The sequence below is a fragment of the Cellulomonas endophytica genome, from assembly GCF_004123805.1.
Classification (GTDB): domain Bacteria; phylum Actinomycetota; class Actinomycetes; order Actinomycetales; family Cellulomonadaceae; genus Cellulomonas; species Cellulomonas endophytica.
The window spans coordinates 13856-29448 of the sequence record NZ_RWJX01000009.1 but is presented as its reverse complement, the minus strand read 5'-3'; the positions used below and the strand labels follow the sequence as shown (position 1 = coordinate 29448).

The window sequence follows — 15593 nt, the reverse complement described above, 5'->3', positions numbered from 1 at the left end:
TCCCGGCCACCCGCGGGGCGCGGTCAGGCGTCCAGCAGCCCCCGGCGGTGGGCGAGCGCCACGGCCTCCGTCCGGCCGGACGCGCCGAGCTTGGCCAGCACGTTCGAGACGTGGACGGACACGGTCTTGCCCGAGATGTAGAGCCGCTCGCCGATCTGCCGGTTGGACAGCCCCTGCGCGGCCAGGGCGAGGACCTCGGCCTCGCGGGCCGTGAGGACGTCGGCGACGGGGGCACGGGTGCCGGGGACGTCCAGCCGGGCGCGGCGGCACAGGTCCCGCACCGCCGCCGCCAGGGGCACGGCACCGGTCGCCTCCGCCTCGGCGAGGGCCGCGGCCGCGGCGCCGCGGGCCCCGTCCCGGTCGCCGACGGCCAGCAGGGCCTCGGCCAGGCGGTGGCGGGACCGGGCCGCCTCGACCCGGTAGCCGTAGTCGAACGCCTCGGCGGCCGCCCGCCAGGCGGCGACGTCCGGCACGCCGGTCGCGCGGGCGTGCTCGGCGCGGGCCCGCAGCAGCCACGCCCGCCCCTCGGGGCCGAGCGGTCCCCGGGCGGCCGTCCGCTCCGCCCGCTCCCGCAGGGCCTCCACGGCGACGACGCCGTCGGCGACGGGTGCGTCGTGGCCGGCGGCCCGCAGGTCGGCCCACGCCGCCAGCCCCAGCGCGGCGTGCCAGATGCCGGCGAGGTAGGCCGGGGACCAGAGGCGCTCGAGGTGCTCCACCGCGGCGGCGAGCACCCCGAGGGCCTCGGCCGGCCGGCCGGTGCGCGTGAGGGCGTCGGCGGTGCAGCCCCCGGCGACGAGCACGACGAGACCGTCGCGGGCCCAGGCCGGCCGCAGCGCCAGGCCGCGCGCCACGGCGTCCTCGTCGCCGCGCGCCACGGCCGCGTACAGGTCGACCGCCTGCGTGACCGCGGCGAGGTCGTCGTCCACGTCGGCCGGGGCGCCGACCGGCGCGAGGTCGCCGCGGTGGTACCGCACGAGGCGGTCGAGGTAGTCGAGCTGGACGCCGTAGACGGCGCGCGTGGCGCCGGCGGCCCGGGCCCGGGCGAGGCCCTCGGCGACGTCGGCGGCCGCCTCGTCGAGCGCACCCGCCTCGAAGCGGCGCATGCCGAGGTTGTACCGGACGCGCAGCTCCGTCTCCACGTCGTCCGAGCGCCGTGCCGCCGCGAGGGCGGCCGTGAGCATCTCCAGCGCGCGGGTGGGCTCGCCGACGAGGGCCGCCGCCAGCGTCGTCGCGGCGTCCGACTCCGCGTCGGGGGCGCCGACGGCCCGCGCCAGCGCCACGGCCTCCGTCGCCGCCAGCTCCGCCTCGTCCTCGTGGTCGAGGTTGAGGGCGACCCGGGCGTGCGTGGCCAGCGCCCACGCCGCGGCACGCCCGGAGGTGCCGGCCAGGTCGGCGACGGCCCGGGTCGACTCGCGCAGGGCGTCGGGCACCCGGTCGGCGGCCAGCAGGTGACGGGCGAGCTGCGTCCGGTGCTCGGCCGCCCGCAGCACGCCGGGGGTCGCCGCCACCGCCGCGCGCGCGAGCTGCACCGCACGGTCGACGCGCCCGCTCTGGCCGGCGGCCCGCGACGCCGCGGCGAGGACCTCGTCCTGCGGCTCCCCGAGCAGCTCGGCGGCGTCCGGCAGCCCGTCCCACAGCCGCAGGACCGTCTCGAGGTGGCGCAGCACGACCGCGGGAGCCAGGAGCTCGCGCGCCTCGTCCGCGGCGCGCCGGGAGGCGACGAGGGCCGCCGGCAGGTCGGGCGCCAGCAGGGCGTGCGCGGCGACCTCGGAGGCGGAGCCCAGCGCCGGCTCGTCGGCGAGCGCGCGCAGGTACGCCCGGTGCAGCGCCGAGACCTCGCCGGGCAGCAGGTCGGCCGCCACGGCCTCGCCGAGCAGGGCGTGCCGGAACGCGACGTGGCCCTCGTCCACGACGAGGACGTGCGAGGCGACGGCCTCCCGCAGCGAGGCGTCGAAGGGCAGGCCCGGGTCCCAGCGGACGGCCGCCCCCCGGAGGAGGGGCTCGGTCACCCGGCGCCCCGCGGCGGCCGCGACGCGCGCGAGGGACTGCGCGGCGGGGTCGAGGCGCTCGACGCGGCCGCGCAGGACGTCGGCGAGGGTCCCCGGCAGCTCGGGGCCGGCGCCGGCGAGCAGGAGCTGCTCGGCGTAGAACGCGTTGCCCTCGGCCCGCTCGACGACCCGCTCGACCACGGCCGCCGGCAGCGGTCCGGCCTGCCGCGCGAGCGCGCGCACCTCCGCCGGGTCCAGCGGCGGCAGCTCGACGCGCTCCACGCGGGGGTGGCGCAGGAGCTCGGCCAAGACGGGCCGCCACGGGTGCCGCCGGTGCAGGTCGTCCGTGCGGTACGTCCCGACGAGGAGCACGTGCTGGCCGCCCAGCCGCGCGGTGACGAAGCGGAGCAGGTCGCGGCTGGCGTCGTCGGCCCAGTGCAGGTCCTCGAGCGCGAGCAGCACCGGCCGCCCCGGCGCGCCGACGGCCGTGAGCAGGGCGAGCACGCCGTCGAACAGCTGCAGGCGCTGCGCGCTGCCGTCCTCGGGGACCTCGCCGGCACCCCCGGGGAGCAGGCGGGCCAGGGCCGGGTGGGAGGCGACCGCCGCCGCGACGGCCTCGGGCTCGGCGTCCCGCAGGTGCGCGAGGGCCTCGGCGAAGGGCAGGTAGGGCAGCCCGACGTCCCCGAGGTCGACGCAGTGCGCGACGAGCGCGACCGCGCCCCGGGCCTCGGCCGTCACCGCCGCCTCCCGCAGGAGCCGCGTCTTGCCGACCCCGGCGTCCCCGGCCAGCAGCAGCACGGAGGGCTCCCCGGCGGCGGCGCGCGCCAGGCCCTCGCGCAGGCGCCCGAGCTCCGCGGCCCGTCCGACCAGCGGGGTGCTCATCGGGCGCGCTGCCATGCCCCCGATCCTGGCAGGTGGCCCGCGCCGGCGGGCACGGGTCCGGCCGGCCGGCGCAGCCGGGGCAGCCGGGGGATCCGTCCGGCGGGACGGCGCGGGGCGGAGGCCGCGGCGCGCGCCTCCCGCATCACCCGGCCCGCCTCCTGGCGGCGGTACGCGGCCTCGGCGTCGACGAGGGTCCCCAGCACGAGCGTGTCCATGACGTCCTCCTGGTGTGCGGTGTCCGACGCACCTCACGGTCGTCCTGAGGCGGCGGCCCCCGGATCGGGAGGTCGCGCCGTCCGCGGCGCCGGCACTCCGCGCGTGCGGTCTGAGGTACCTCAGACCGGCCGCGACGACCGACCGCGACGACCGGCCCCGGTCGGGGCGGGCCGGTAGCGTGGGCGCCCGCCGGGACGGTCCCGGGGCCCCGGCGCACGACCGGCGGCGACGACGTCCCGGGGGTCGGCATGCACGCGGCGGGCGGAGCGTGATGCGGCCCCTGCCGTCGTCGGGGCTCGCGGTCGGGGCGTCCCTCGTCGTGCCGCGGTCGGAGCTGTCCCTGCGGTTCTCGCGCTCGTCCGGGCCGGGCGGGCAGGGCGTCAACACGGCGGACTCGCGCGTGGAGCTCCTCTGGGACGTCGCGGGCTCGGCCGTGCTCACGCCGACGCAGCGCGACCGGCTCCTCGCGGCGCTGGGCGGGCGCCTCGTCGGCGGGGTGCTCACCGTGACGGCCTCCGAGCACCGCGAGCAGCTGCGCAACCGGGCGGCGGCCGAGCGCCGTCTCGTCGCGCTGGTCCTCGAGGGTCTGGCCCCGCCGGCCCGTGCCCGGCGCGCGACCCGGCCGACCCGGGGCTCGCAGGAGCGGCGGCTGACCGCGAAGAGGCAGCGCTCCGCCACGAAGCGGCTGCGGGGCGGCCGCCCCGTCGACTGACGGGCCGGCCCGGCGCCGGACCGTACCGGCTGGCCGGACCGGACCGGCTGGCCGGACCGGACCGGCGGACGCCGGGTCTACCGTGCAGGGATGGTGGTCGACGCCGCGGTGCTCGGATGGCTCCTGGACCAGGACCCGGCGCTGCGCTGGCAGGTGGAGCGCGACCTGGCCGGGGCGCCGGAGGACGTGTGGCGCGCGACGCGGGCGCGGGTCGCGCACGAGGGCTTCGGCGCACGGCTGCTCGCGCTGCAGGACCCGGACGGGCAGTGGGCGGGCGGCGCCTTCTTCCCCCGGGACTTCCCGTTCGAGCGCATGGAGGACGAGGGCCAGCCCTGGACGGCCACGAGCTGGTCGCTGTCCGCGCTGCGCGAGTGGGGTGTCGAGGCGTCCGTGCTCGCGGGCACGGCGGAGCGCCTGGCGGAGGGGAGCCGGTGGGAGTACGACGACCTGCCGTACTGGGGCGGCGAGGTCGACGTGTGCATCAACGCCGCGACCCTCGCGAACGGCGCGTGGCTGGGCGCGGACGTGTCCGCGCTGGCGGGGTGGTTCGTCGAGCACGCGCAGCCCGAGGGCGGGTGGAACTGCGCCTGGGTGGAGGGGTCGCGGCGCTCGTCGTTCCACTCGACGCTCAACGCCGTGAAGGGGCTGCTGGCGTACGAGGCGGCGACGGGCGGGACGGGCGGGACGGGCGGGACGGACCAGCTCCGGGCGGCCCGGCACGCGGGGGAGGAGTACCTGCTCCAGCGGCGCCTCCTGCAGCGCCGCTCCACCGGCGAGCTCGTCGGACCCTGGGCCACGCGCTTCGCGTACCCCTTCCGGTGGGCCTACAGCGCGCTGCACGCCCTCGACCACCTCCGTGCGGCGGCGCTCCACGACGGCGTGCCGCCGGACCCGCGGCTGGCCGAGGCCGTCGCGGTCGTGCGGGCCGGCCGCCGGCCCGACGGCACGTGGACCCAGGAGGGGCGCCACCCCGGCAGGGTGTGGTTCGAGGTCGACGTCCCGGCGGGGGAGCGCTCGCCGTGGCTCACGTTCCTCGCGCTGCGGACGCTGTCCTGGTGGGAGGGGACGGGGCCGGGCGCGTCCTGAACCACCCCTCGCGCCGTGCGAGGCTGGCGTGCGGTCCGGCCGCCGCGGCGCTCCGTCGTGGCCCGCCCACGGGCGGGGCGGGCGGCGCCGGCGGCCGGGACGACGGACGACGAGGGGGGACGGGTGCCGCGGACGCGGGGCGGGTCGGGGCGCGACGAGGGGTCGGCATGAGCGCCGGCGCCCCCGCCGTCCGCTGCTCCGTCGTGGTCCCGGTCCGCGACGGCGCCGCGACCCTCGGGCGGCAGCTGCGGGCATTGGTGGCCCAGAGCGCGCCCGTGCCGTTCGAGGTCGTGGTCGCGGACAACGGGTCGACCGACGGCACGGCCGCGGTCGCGGCGGCCTTCGCGCCGCTCGTCCGCGTCGTCGACGCCTCCGCGGGGGTCGGCGTCAACGTCGCCCGGACCGCGGGCGTGGCGGCCTCGACGGGCGAGCTCGTGCTCCTCTGCGACGCCGACGACCTCGTCCACCCGGGCTGGGTCGCGGCGCACTGGGCCGCGTACGCAGCGGGCGCGGTGCTCCTCGGGGGGAGCCTGCGGCACGTCACGCCGGACGGGCGCGAGCTCGGCCGCCAGCACCGGCTCAACGACGACCTGCGCTTCCTCCCGTGGCCGACCGGCGCCAACTGCGGCTTCGCGCCGGGTGCCCGGAGGCGGACGCCGAGCCCCTGGCCACGACGCTCGTCGCGCGGCTGCGCGGGCTGCTCGTCGACCTGCTCGTGACGGGTGACGACGAGCGCGTCGACGCGGCCGCCGCGCTCCTGCACCGCGAGGCGCAGGCGCGGCTGGCCTCCTGGCAGCGGGTGCCCGCCACGGAGGACCCCGGCCCCGGTCCCTGATGACGCGGGGCGTCCCGTCCGTCGCCGTCCCCTCGTCCCTCGTGCCCCGCGTCACCCGTCCCGCCCGTCCCCGCCCGCGCGACCGGACCCGGACCCGTCGCGCCGACCCCCGGAGGTCCTCGTGCAGCGGATCGACCTGCCCCGCACCGACGACGCGGCGCTCGACGACCTGGCCGAGCGGCTGGCCCGCACGCGGTCGGTCCCGCACCCGGTGCTGGACCGGTCCCTCGGCGTGGACCCGGCGCTGCTGGCGGGCCTGCTGGAGCGCTGGCGGGACGGCTTCGACTGGCGCGCGCAGGAGGAGCGCATCGCGGCCCTGCCCTGGCACGCGACGGAGCGCACGGAGGTCCCCGTCCGGGCGGTCGTCCACCGTGCCGCGGGCGACGCGCCCGCCGTGCTGCTGCTGCACGGGTGGCCCGACTCCGTGCTCCGGTTCGAGCGGGTGCTGCCGCACCTGGACGACCTGACGTGGGTCGCCCCCGCGCTGCCCGGGTTCCCGTTCGCCGCGCCGGTGCCGGGCGGCGGCCTCTCGTCGCGCGACATGGCGGACGCCGTCGCGGCGGCGATGGCCGAGCTGGGGGTCGACCGGTACGTCGTCTCGGCGGGGGACGTCGGGTGCGACGTGGCCGAGGCGCTCGCCGCGCGGCACCCCGGGGTGGTCGAGGCCCTGCACCTCACCGACGTCTCGCAGTACCACTTCCTCGTCGACCCGCCCGCGGACCTCGACGACGAGGAGCGCGAGTACGTCGCACGCGGGCACCGGTGGCAGGCCGCCGAGGGTGGCTACATGCACGAGCAGTCGACCCGGCCGGGCACGCTCGCGGTCGGGCTGGGGGACTCGCCGGCCGGGCTGGCGGCATGGCTCGTCGAGAAGCTCGTGCGCTGGACCGACCCGGGCGACGACCTGGGGAGTGCCTTCACCCACGACGAGGCGCTCACGTGGGTGACGGCCTACTGGCTGACCGGGAGCATCGGCACGTCCTTCACGCCCTACGCCGCGGGCGGCGCGAAGGACTGGCCGCCGGTCGAGGTGCCGACCGTGGTGACGATGTTCGCCCACGACCTCGTCAACGCGCCGCGGCGGTTCGCGGAGCGGTTCTTCGACGTCGTGGACTGGCGCGACCTCGACCACGGCGGTCACTTCGCCGCCTGGGAGCGGCCCGAGGACTACGTCTGGGGGATCCGACGGGCGATCGAGGTGCGCCGGCCGGCGGGGGAGACGTCGTGACGTGACGGGTCGGGAGCGGGTGAACCTCGGGACCTGCCCCTGCGGTCGGGCGCGTCGTCCTCGCCCCGCAGTACCGTCGAGGGGCCGCCGTCGCGCCGCGACCCGGCCAGCCAGGGGAGAGCGACGATGCTCGGGATCCGCGCCACAGCTACTGCCACAGCCGCCGCCGCACTGCTCGTGCTCGCCGCGGTCCTCACGCCGGCGGCCGCCGCTCCGCCGGGCCCCGGCTTCCACAGCGGGCAGCCCATCAAGGCCTTCGAGTACCAGCACATCGGCAACGGCGACGTGGGCGGCCTGCTCACCGTGCAGGTCGTCTGCCCGACGGACGGGACGTACGCGCTCCTGACCAGCTTCGGCCGCCTCAACAACTGGAGCTACGTCCGCAACCAGACCGAGGGCCAGGTCGTGCCGTGCACCGGCCACCCGCAGAAGGTGCAGGTGGATCTGTACGGCGAGTACTACGGGAGCCTCTGCCGCCTCGTCGCCGGCCCGCACCTGGCCACGGCGCGCCTCGTCGAGGTCCTGCCGGGCGAGCCGTGGGAGATCAACCTGCGCACCGTCGCGACGACGTCGCGGACGATGGAGCTCGCCGAGCCGACACCGGGCGCGCCCTGCGACATCTGGGAGTGAGCCCACCCCGGCGCCGCGGATCCCTACGCTGCCGTCCGTGACGCACCTGGTCTGGGACATGGACGGGACGCTGCTGGACTCGACGGCGGTCGTGCCGGACGCGTTCGTCGCGACCGTCCGCGAGCTCGGCGTCGAGGACGTCGACCGCGAGCGGGTCGTCGCGGCCTACGCGCTGGGCGTCCCGGAGGTGATGCTCGAGCACCTCGTCGGGCGGCCGCTGCAGGCCCGGGAGGTCGACCGGTACTACGACCGGCTGCTGGGTGCGGCCGTCACCGCCTACGACGGCGTCCTGGAGACGCTGGGGGCGCTGCGTGAGCGCGGGCTGCCGGTCGCCGTGTTCACCGGCGCGAGCACCCGGGCGGCCCGGACGTTGCTGGCGTCCGCCGGCGTCGAGCACGACGTCCTCGTCGGCGGGGACGACGTGGCGCACCCCAAGCCGGCGCCGGACGGCGTCCTGGAGGCGGCCCGACGCCTGGGGGTCGACCCGGCGGACGTCGTCTACGTCGGCGATGCGCCCACGGATCTGCGTGCCGCCAGGTCGGCCGGAGCCCAGGGCGCGGCCGCGACCTGGGGCCACCTGTACCGGCCCGACGAGCCGGCGGACGTGCGTCTGGTCCGGCCGCAGGACGCGCTGACGCTGCTGATCGGCGAGGGCGCCGCCCTGGGCGGCTGACGGTCCTCGCGAGCGGTGGCAGGGGACGAGGTCGAACCCGCTCCGGTCCCGTTCCTCCGGCGTCCTGACATAATGCACATTATCGGCGTAGTACCGCGGTGAGTTGCATCGGTTGCGTGGACTCGTTGCTGGTCGCTTGAGCCGGTCTTCTACCTGGTCAGGCGGGGCCATCGCCTGGGGTCGAGTCAGCGGCCTTCGAGCACCACATGGCTCCGCGTTCATGTGGCTGACCTGCACCGTTGACCGCCGTCGTTCGTCTGATGCACGATTCCGGCGTCCGTTGGTCGTTGTTGGAGGTGTCGTGGGCGGTGGCTGGGCTGGTCCGGGGTCGGCGCCTCGCGCGCTCATCGGCGCCGGCGCGCCGTTGCTGCGACCTGACGAGCAGGTGTTCGCCGCGATGCTCGACGGGTGGCGCGACCAGCAGCTGGCACGAGGCCTGTCACGGGGTACGTTGGAGCCGCGGCTGGCAATGGTGCGCCGGTTCCAGGCATACACCAACGACTGGCCCTGGGCGTGGCGCCCGGTGGACGTCGAGGAGTTCCTGAGCGAGTTGCGCAGCGGACCGCGGCCGGCGGCGTCGAGCACGATCCGCGCCTACGGCGGGACGCTGCGGCTATTCTGCGACTACGTCGCCGACCCGCGATATGAGTGGACGTCGACGTGCGAGCAGCTGTTCGGCTCGCACCCCGCTCAGGTGTGCTTCGAGTGGAACACCGCGGTGCACTCCAGCGACTACGAGGGCCGCCCGCAGCGGCGATCGCTGACCAGGCCCGAGCTGCAGCGGCTCTTCGACCACGTCGACGACGAGGTCGAAGCGCTGCGCCGGCGCGCCAACAAGGGTTGGCTGACGGCCCTGCGCGACAGCGCCGCGCTGAAGGTCGCCTACGGCTTCGGGCTGCGTCGCCGCGAGCTGACGATGCTTGACCTGGAGGACTTCGGCCCCAACCCGCACGCGCCGGAGTTCGGCAGCTACGGCGTGGTGTACGTCCGCTGGGGCAAGGCGACCAAGGGCGGCCCACCGCGCAGACGCAGCGTGCTCACGGTGTTCCCCTGGACGGTCGACGTCGTGGCTGAGTGGGTCGGAACGTACCGGCGGCTGCTGCCGACCGCCGCGCGCAGCTCGGCGCTGTGGCCCAGCGAGAGAGCCGCCCGCGTGGAGCTGTCCACGCTGGGAGCACGCTTCGCCCGCTACCGCGACGACGTCGAGCTGCCACCCGAGATCGGACTGCACTGCCTGCGGCACTCCTACGTGACACATTTGATCGAGGCGGGGTACGACCCGCTGTTCGTGCAGCAGCAGGTCGGCCACTCCTACGCGTCCACGACCGCGCTGTACACCTCGGTGTCCTCGGACTTTCGCACCCGCACCCTGCGCCGGGCACTGGACCAGGACGTGTCCCGAGCACTGAGCGCGACCGCCCCCGGCAACCTGGACGCGACCGTCACCGAGGGGAGCTCGGCATGACCCGGCGCCTGGGATACCACTGGCACCTGCGCCGGATCATGGCCGCGCACGACATGTGGAAGACGACAGACCTCGCTCCGCTGCTCCGGGAACGCGGGGTGAACCTGTCCGCCGCGCAGGTCTACCGCCTGGTGGCGGACAAGCCCGAGCGGCTGTCCCTGCACACGTTGACCGCTCTTTGCGACATCTTCGGCTGCACTCCGGCCGACCTGGTGGAGCCGTACGTGGAGTCCGCCGGCCGTAAAGGCACCGCCGAGCAGACCGGGCACGGCGCTCCGGTCACCGAGCTGCACACCTCGCTACGCCCGACCCGCGCCCGCATCGTCGACCCCGAGCGTGACTAGCGGTGGCCCGGCCGCGTCCCGCGCCCGACCCCGAGCGCTACGCCGCATGCGCCCGCTGCGTTCAGGCCTACAAGCCCGCCGCGCGCTGGCCCGAGGGCATGGTCTGTCAGTACTGCTACCTGGCCGCCAAGCGCACCGAAGGATCCTGCGCCGCCTGTGATCACCGGGGCGTGCTGCCCGGCCGTGACGCGGCCGGACGCGCGACCTGCCGCGCCTGCAGCGGCATCACCCTCAACGTCGACTGCGTCGGCTGCGGCCGGGAAGCCGAACTGCACAGCCGTGAGCGCTGCTGGGCCTGCGTCCTCAACGATCAGGTCCGCGACCTACTGACCGGGCCAGCCGGCCGCGTCCCGGAAGCCCTCGAGCAGCTGGCGCGGGCGCTGGGCGGCATGCCCCGCGCAAACAGCGGCGTCACATGGCTGCGGTCGGTGCGCGTGCAGCAGCTCCTGCGCGGCATGGCCGCCGGCACGATCCCGCTGACGCATGAGGCACTCGACGCGCTGCCCACCTCGCGCACCGTGGAGTACATCCGCGGCCTTCTTGTCGAGCAAGCGGTGCTGCCCCGTCGCGACCGCAGGGTCGCCGACTTTGAGCGCTGGCTCGAACGTCGACTGGCCACCATCGAGCGCCCCGAGCAGCACCGAACGCTCGAGCGCTACGCACGCTGGCACCACCTACGACGCCTGCGGGCACAGTCCGCGACCGCACCGGTCAGTGAGGCCGCGTTCACCCGAGCCAAGCAGTGCGTCACAGTCGCCGGACAGTTCCTGCTCTGGCTCACCGACGGCGGACTCACCCTCGATCAGGTCCGTCAGCAGCACATCGACCAGTGGTACTCCCACAGCACGGGCACCGCGGTCCACGTCGAGACGTTCCTGTACTGGGCCCGGCAGCAACGTCTACTCCCCCGCGAGATCACCATCCCGCGGCGAGCCAAGGACGCCCCCGTGACCCTCGGCGAGCAGCAACGACTGACCGCCCTACGCGCGATCCTCGTCGAAGACCGCTCCCCCCTGCAGGTGCGGGTCCTGGCCGGGCTCGTGCTCCTCTTCGCCCAGCCCGTCAACCGGCTCACCCGCCTGACCGTCGACGACGTCGACCTCACCAGCGAGGCCGTACGCATCCGGTTCACACGTCACTGGGCCGAGGTCCCCGAGCCGTTCGCCAGCCTCCTCGCCGCGCACGTCGCCGCCCGACCCAACCGTTCAACCGCAGCCAACGCCACCAGCCACTGGCTCTTCCCCGGCACCATGCCCGGCCAGCCCCTCAAGCCCGGCTACGTCACGACACTGCTCAGCGAAGCCGGTGTCCCAGCCTTACCGACCCGGGCCGCGACCTGGCGTCAACTGGCGCGGCAAGCGCCACCTGCGATCCTCGCCGAGATGCTCGGCGCCTCCCCCAGCACCGCCATGCGTTACGCCGAACTCGCGGGCGCCGACTACCTCCACTACGCCGCACCGGTGGAGAGGCGAGAAGCAGGCCATCGGTTCGCCACCTGAGCGACCACTCCGCCATCCGGATCTAGCCGACGAGCGCCAGGCCGCCGGCTACCGCTCGTAGCCGATGAGCGAGCGGCGTGGGCGGCTCAACCCATGGCGCGGCTAACGTCACGGTCTGGCTTGGCGCGAACCCAATTGCCACGGCCATAGGAATCGGCGGCCGCGATGTGCGAGTTCGTCGTATGGCAAGCCGGCGATACGATCGAGAGCACCGGCGAAAGCCGCCTCGTACCGGCCCCGCTCGAACTCAACGGCCCAGTGAGATCTGAGCGGGTACGTGTTCTGCCGCGCTGAGAGCCATCGCGCTGACGACATCGGGCCCGGAGTTTAGGGCGACGGCGGGCGCCGCCACCGCGAACGCCAGCGGGAGCGCCGCGACCCAGCCGGCTGCAGACGGGCCGAGACGCCGCTCCATCTGCGTGGCAGCAAGCATCACGGTGGGCGCGAGCAAGAGCGAGGCGATCAGCACGGGCGCCAGCCTCGCGAATGTGAGGTCGCGGGGCCAGCTCACGACGCGAATGATCCGCAGGGAATGGCGCACCCGCCGCCGCCGCAGGTCGATGGAGACCTCGACCTGCGGCGCGTGCGTGTGCCGCGCAGTCGTCCTCGGCTACCGTCGTGGATCGCTGCCGGACGGCCGGCGCTTCGGTCTTGGAACGGGTGGCATCGGTGGCGACGAGTAAGGATGTGGCCGAGCTGGCCGGGGTGTCGCAGAGCACCGTCTCCTACGTGATGACGGGCAAGCGCCCGATCTCCGCCGCGACCAGGGCCAAGGTCGAAGCAGCCATGGCGCAGCTGAGGTTCCATCCGAACGCGGGAGCGCGCGCCCTGGCCGGCCGACGGACGAACGTCATCGGCCTGGTCGTCCGGCTCGGCGTCACCACCGACATGGCCGGTGTTCTGCCGTTCATCGACACGGTGACCAGCGAGGCGGCCGCACGAGACTTCGACGTGGTCCTGGTGACGGCCGAGGACGGCACCGCGAGCATGCTGCGGCTGGCGGGGCGGTCCCTGGTCGACGCGATCGTGCTGATGGACATCCAGGCCCACGACGAGCGGTTGGCTACTGCCGCCACGCTCGGGATCCCAGTCGTACTCATCGGGCTGTCGACGGACAACCACGGCTTGGACGCCGTCGACTTCGACTTCCGCCGCGCCGGGGCCCTCGCCGTGGAAGAGCTTGTCGCGAGCGGCCAGCGCCGGATCGTCGTCCTGGGCGAGCCGCCGGAAGTGGCCGCCAAGGACTTCGGCTTCGTGGCCGGATTCGAGGACGGCGCGGTCGAGGCCGCCCGACTCGCGGAGGTGCCAATCGTCGTCCTGCGTCCGGAGGTCGCCGGTTGGCGCGGCATGCTCGAGCTGGCACCACGACTCCTCGAGGGCCGCGAGGACGGGCTCGGCATCGTCGCGCGCACCCCCCAAGCCATCACCTGGGTCCAGCAGCTGATGTTCATCGAACGGCTGGAGCCCGGCCACGACATCGCCCTGGTCGGCCTCTGCACCGATGCCCTCGCACAATCCTTCAGCGTCCCGGTCACCAACGTCTCACCCGAGCCCGACCAGGTCTCACGTGTCGCGATGGCTCGGGTCTTCGACCTGCTCGACACCGACAGACCCGCCGGGCGGATCCACCTGGTCCCGCCCCGCCTGACGCACCGCGAGACCACGCCGCCCCGCGGCGATCGCTGAATCGTTACAAGCTCCCTCTTCCCACCTCGGTGGTCGACCGCTAGATTCGTCGATGCGCATCGACGTCGATGCGCATCGACAGTCGCCGCTGGCGACGCTGATCACGAGGAGTCCCCATGTTCGACGGACGGTCTGTGTCCCGCGGCGGCGCGGTGACGGCCATTGCTCTCACCATGGCGCTCACGGCCTGCAGCGCGGGAGGCTCGGGAGGCAACGGCGACTCGGGTGCGGCCCCGGGGTCCACCGTGGTCCTGCAGCGACCGGCGGGCTCCACGAACGACACCGAGGTCTACGACGCGGTGTTCGCCGACTGCGAGAACACCACGGGCGTGACGATCCAGACGGAGGAGATTCCCTCCGACGGGTACCTCGCCAAGATCTTGCAGCAGGTGTCGTCCAAGACGATGCCCGACATCCTCATGCTGGACAACGGCGACCTGCCTCAGATCGCTCAGTCCGGTGCGCTTGCCGCTCTGAGCGACTTCGGGGTGAGCGCTGACGGCTTCGCCGAGGGGGTGGTCGCCGCGTCGAGCTACGAGGGTGAGCTCTACGGCATCCAGCCGGTCGCGAACACCATCGCGCTCTTCGTCAACCCCGAGCTCCTGGCGGCCGCGGGGGTGGAGGTCCCCACCACCTGGGACGAGCTGAAGACCGCCTCTGCTGCCCTGACGCAGGGCGAGACCTATGGCATGGCGTTCTCGGCGGCGGCGACCGAGGAGGGCACGTTCCAGTTCCTGCCGTTCTTCTGGTCCAACGGCGCGGACGAGGCCGACGTCGCCTCCCCGGAGGCCGCCGAGGCGCTGCAGCTGTGGGTCGACCTCGTCGACGCCGGCGCCGCCTCCGAGTCCGTACTCACCTGGACGCAGGCCGACGTCAACGACCAGTTCATCGCAGGAAAGGCCGCGATGATGGTCAACGGTCCGTGGCAGTTCCCGTCATTGGACGAGGCCGCAGTGCCCTACGAGGTCGTCGCCATCCCGGCCCCGCGGGCCGGCGAGGAGATCGTCTCCCCGCTCGGCGGCGAGACCTGGACGGTCCCCAACACCGGCGACGAGGCGTCGATGGCCTCTGCCGCCGAGGTCGTCGCGTGCCTGGCCTCGGACGAGAGCCAGCTCGCCCTGGCTGAAGGCCGTGACCTGGTGCCCACCAAGGTCTCGCTGACCGACCAGTACGTCGCGAGCAACCCCAAGATGGCCGGCTTCGCCGTTCAGGTCCCGGGCCTGCGGGCGCGCACCGCGAAGCTCGGCGCGGACTACACCGTGGCGTCCCAGCAGATCCACACCGCCATCCAGACCGCACTGACCGGGGGCGCCGAGCCGCTGGCCGCCTTCGAGCAGGCCGCCCAGAGCTGACCTCGACGGTGGGGCGAGTCACGGACTCGCCCCACCCGACGGAAGGGAACTCACCATGAGCACCACGACCACAGCCGTCACACCTGCCCCGCGCGGGGTGAGCCGCTCGACCGGCGGACGGCGCCAGCGCGCATTACAACTGGCCTTCATCGTGCCCGCCGGCACCTACCTGGCACTCTTCTTCGGGTACCCCGTGATACAGAACCTGCTGATGGGATTCCAGGAGTACACCACCGCTACGTTCTTCACCGGTGAGGCGCCCTGGGTCGGCCTGGACAACTACCGGGCAGTGCTGACCTCCGAAATCTTCCGGCGCGCCGCGGTGAACACCGTCGTCTTCACGTTCTTGTCGATCGCAGGGCAGTTCGTCCTGGGCATGGCCCTGGCGGTGTTCTTCCGCCGCCGGTTTCCCCTAAACAACGTGCTGCGCTCCCTGCTCCTGCTGCCGTGGCTGATCCCGCTGATCGTTTCCAGCGCGATCTGGCGCTGGATGCTCGACAAGGACTCGGGGGTCGTCAACCAGATGATCGGTGCGATCAGCGCGTCGAACGCTGACGTCGGGTGGCTGACCGACACCAGCATCGCCATGGCCGCGCTGGTCGGCGTCAACATCTGGCTCGGGATCCCGTTCGCCCTCACGATCCTCTACAGCGGCCTGCAGGACATCCCCCAGGAGCTGTACGAGGCGGGCGCCCTGGACGGCGCCACCGGCCGGCGCGCGTTCCGCCACATCACCTGGCCACTGCTGCGCCCGGTCGTGACCGTCGTGCTGGTCCTCGGCGTCGTCTACACGCTCAAGGCGCTGGACATCATCCTGGGGCTGACCGGAGGTGGTCCGGCCAACGCCACCCAGACCTTGGCCACTGAGGCCTACCGGCTCTCCTTCGTGCAGTTCGATTTCGGTCAGGGCGCCGCCGTGGGAAACCTCCTGATCGTGGTGTCCCTGCTGTTCGCCGTCATCTACCTGCGTGCCAACCGGCGCGCGATCGACGAGTGA

Annotated in this window: 15 protein-coding genes; 12 read left to right on the top strand and 3 right to left on the bottom strand. The window is 74.5% G+C overall.

From position 1 onward, the window contains the following. Positions 1–23: 23 nt before the first annotated feature. Positions 24–2885 carry a helix-turn-helix transcriptional regulator gene (locus EJA20_RS04530; RefSeq protein ID WP_240675034.1) on the bottom strand — a complete coding sequence of 954 codons (2862 nt, stop codon included), beginning with the start codon at positions 2883–2885 and terminating at the stop codon, positions 24–26. After that, positions 2867–3085 carry a hypothetical protein gene (locus EJA20_RS04525; protein WP_129336976.1) on the bottom strand — a complete coding sequence of 73 codons (219 nt, stop codon included), beginning with the start codon at positions 3083–3085 and terminating at the stop codon, positions 2867–2869. Before EJA20_RS04525 ends, EJA20_RS04530 begins: the two co-directional genes overlap by 19 nt. A 272-nt stretch (positions 3086–3357) precedes the next feature. Between EJA20_RS04525 and arfB the strand changes: the two genes are divergently transcribed. The 9 genes from arfB (at position 3358) to EJA20_RS04475 (ending at position 11558) form a co-directional block, all read left to right on the top strand. Next, positions 3358–3798, top strand: a complete 441-nt coding sequence (gene arfB / locus EJA20_RS04520) for an alternative ribosome rescue aminoacyl-tRNA hydrolase ArfB (protein WP_129337024.1) — start codon at positions 3358–3360, stop codon at positions 3796–3798. A 90-nt stretch (positions 3799–3888) separates the two neighbouring features. Beyond that, complete coding sequence (locus tag EJA20_RS04515) at positions 3889–4884, top strand: squalene cyclase (protein ID WP_129336975.1); 996 nt, start codon at positions 3889–3891, stop codon at positions 4882–4884. 167 nt (positions 4885–5051) lie between these two features. Then, entirely contained in the window at positions 5052–5603 is a 552-nt protein-coding gene (locus EJA20_RS04510) for a glycosyltransferase family 2 protein (protein ID WP_129336974.1), read from the top strand. A 237-nt stretch (positions 5604–5840) separates the two neighbouring features. Beyond that, on the top strand, positions 5841–6947 hold the full coding sequence (locus EJA20_RS04500; protein WP_129336972.1) for an epoxide hydrolase family protein: 1107 nt from the start codon (positions 5841–5843) through the stop codon (positions 6945–6947). Between the two features lie 126 nt (positions 6948–7073). Continuing rightward, the gene (locus EJA20_RS04495; protein ID WP_129336971.1) at positions 7074–7577 is read left to right on the top strand and encodes a hypothetical protein; all 504 of its coding nucleotides are present in this window, start codon (positions 7074–7076) and stop codon (positions 7575–7577) included. A 37-nt stretch (positions 7578–7614) separates the two neighbouring features. After that, positions 7615–8250, top strand: a complete 636-nt coding sequence (locus tag EJA20_RS04490; RefSeq protein WP_205687358.1) for an HAD family hydrolase — start codon at positions 7615–7617, stop codon at positions 8248–8250. 364 nt (positions 8251–8614) lie between these two features. Next, positions 8615–9715 (top strand): tyrosine-type recombinase/integrase, encoded by a 1101-nt coding sequence (locus EJA20_RS04485; RefSeq protein WP_240675029.1) that lies wholly within the window; start codon positions 8615–8617, stop codon positions 9713–9715. Continuing rightward, positions 9712–10059, top strand: coding sequence for a helix-turn-helix domain-containing protein (locus tag EJA20_RS04480; protein WP_129336969.1), 348 nt, complete (start codon positions 9712–9714; stop codon positions 10057–10059). The genes EJA20_RS04485 and EJA20_RS04480 overlap by 4 nt, the downstream gene beginning before the upstream one ends. 2 nt (positions 10060–10061) lie before the next feature. Continuing rightward, a complete protein-coding gene (locus EJA20_RS04475; protein WP_129336968.1) occupies positions 10062–11558 on the top strand; it encodes a site-specific integrase in 1497 nt (498 codons plus the stop codon). A 247-nt stretch (positions 11559–11805) separates the two neighbouring features. Here EJA20_RS04475 and EJA20_RS04470 read toward each other — a convergent pair whose 3' ends face one another. Beyond that, complete coding sequence (locus tag EJA20_RS04470) at positions 11806–12027, bottom strand: hypothetical protein (protein WP_129336967.1); 222 nt, start codon at positions 12025–12027, stop codon at positions 11806–11808. A 218-nt stretch (positions 12028–12245) separates the two neighbouring features. Between EJA20_RS04470 and EJA20_RS04465 the strand changes: the two genes are divergently transcribed. The 3 genes from EJA20_RS04465 to EJA20_RS04455 all read left to right on the top strand — a co-directional run bounded on the left by EJA20_RS04465 (position 12246) and on the right by EJA20_RS04455 (position 15593). Next, on the top strand, positions 12246–13244 hold the full coding sequence (locus EJA20_RS04465; protein ID WP_164983824.1) for a LacI family DNA-binding transcriptional regulator: 999 nt from the start codon (positions 12246–12248) through the stop codon (positions 13242–13244). Positions 13245–13489: 245 nt separating this feature from the next. After that, positions 13490–14596, top strand: coding sequence for a sugar ABC transporter substrate-binding protein (locus EJA20_RS04460; RefSeq protein ID WP_240675028.1), 1107 nt, complete (start codon positions 13490–13492; stop codon positions 14594–14596). Positions 14597–14651: 55 nt separating this feature from the next. Next, entirely contained in the window at positions 14652–15593 is a 942-nt protein-coding gene (locus EJA20_RS04455) for a carbohydrate ABC transporter permease (RefSeq protein WP_129336964.1), read from the top strand.

Bases quoted from the DNA above. Each gene is read 5' to 3' on its own strand.
- EJA20_RS04530 (WP_240675034.1), bottom strand. From the start codon at position 2,885: ATGGCAGCGCGCCCGATGAGCACCCCGCTGGTCGGACGGGCCGCGGAG.
- EJA20_RS04525 (WP_129336976.1), bottom strand. From the start codon at position 3,085: ATGGACACGCTCGTGCTGGGGACCCTCGTCGACGCCGAGGCCGCGTAC.
- arfB (WP_129337024.1), top strand. From the start codon at position 3,358: ATGCGGCCCCTGCCGTCGTCGGGGCTCGCGGTCGGGGCGTCCCTCGTC.
- EJA20_RS04515 (WP_129336975.1), top strand. From the start codon at position 3,889: ATGGTGGTCGACGCCGCGGTGCTCGGATGGCTCCTGGACCAGGACCCG.
- EJA20_RS04510 (WP_129336974.1), top strand. From the start codon at position 5,052: ATGAGCGCCGGCGCCCCCGCCGTCCGCTGCTCCGTCGTGGTCCCGGTC.
- EJA20_RS04495 (WP_129336971.1), top strand. From the start codon at position 7,074: ATGCTCGGGATCCGCGCCACAGCTACTGCCACAGCCGCCGCCGCACTG.
- EJA20_RS04480 (WP_129336969.1), top strand. From the start codon at position 9,712: ATGACCCGGCGCCTGGGATACCACTGGCACCTGCGCCGGATCATGGCC.
- EJA20_RS04455 (WP_129336964.1), top strand. From the start codon at position 14,652: ATGAGCACCACGACCACAGCCGTCACACCTGCCCCGCGCGGGGTGAGC.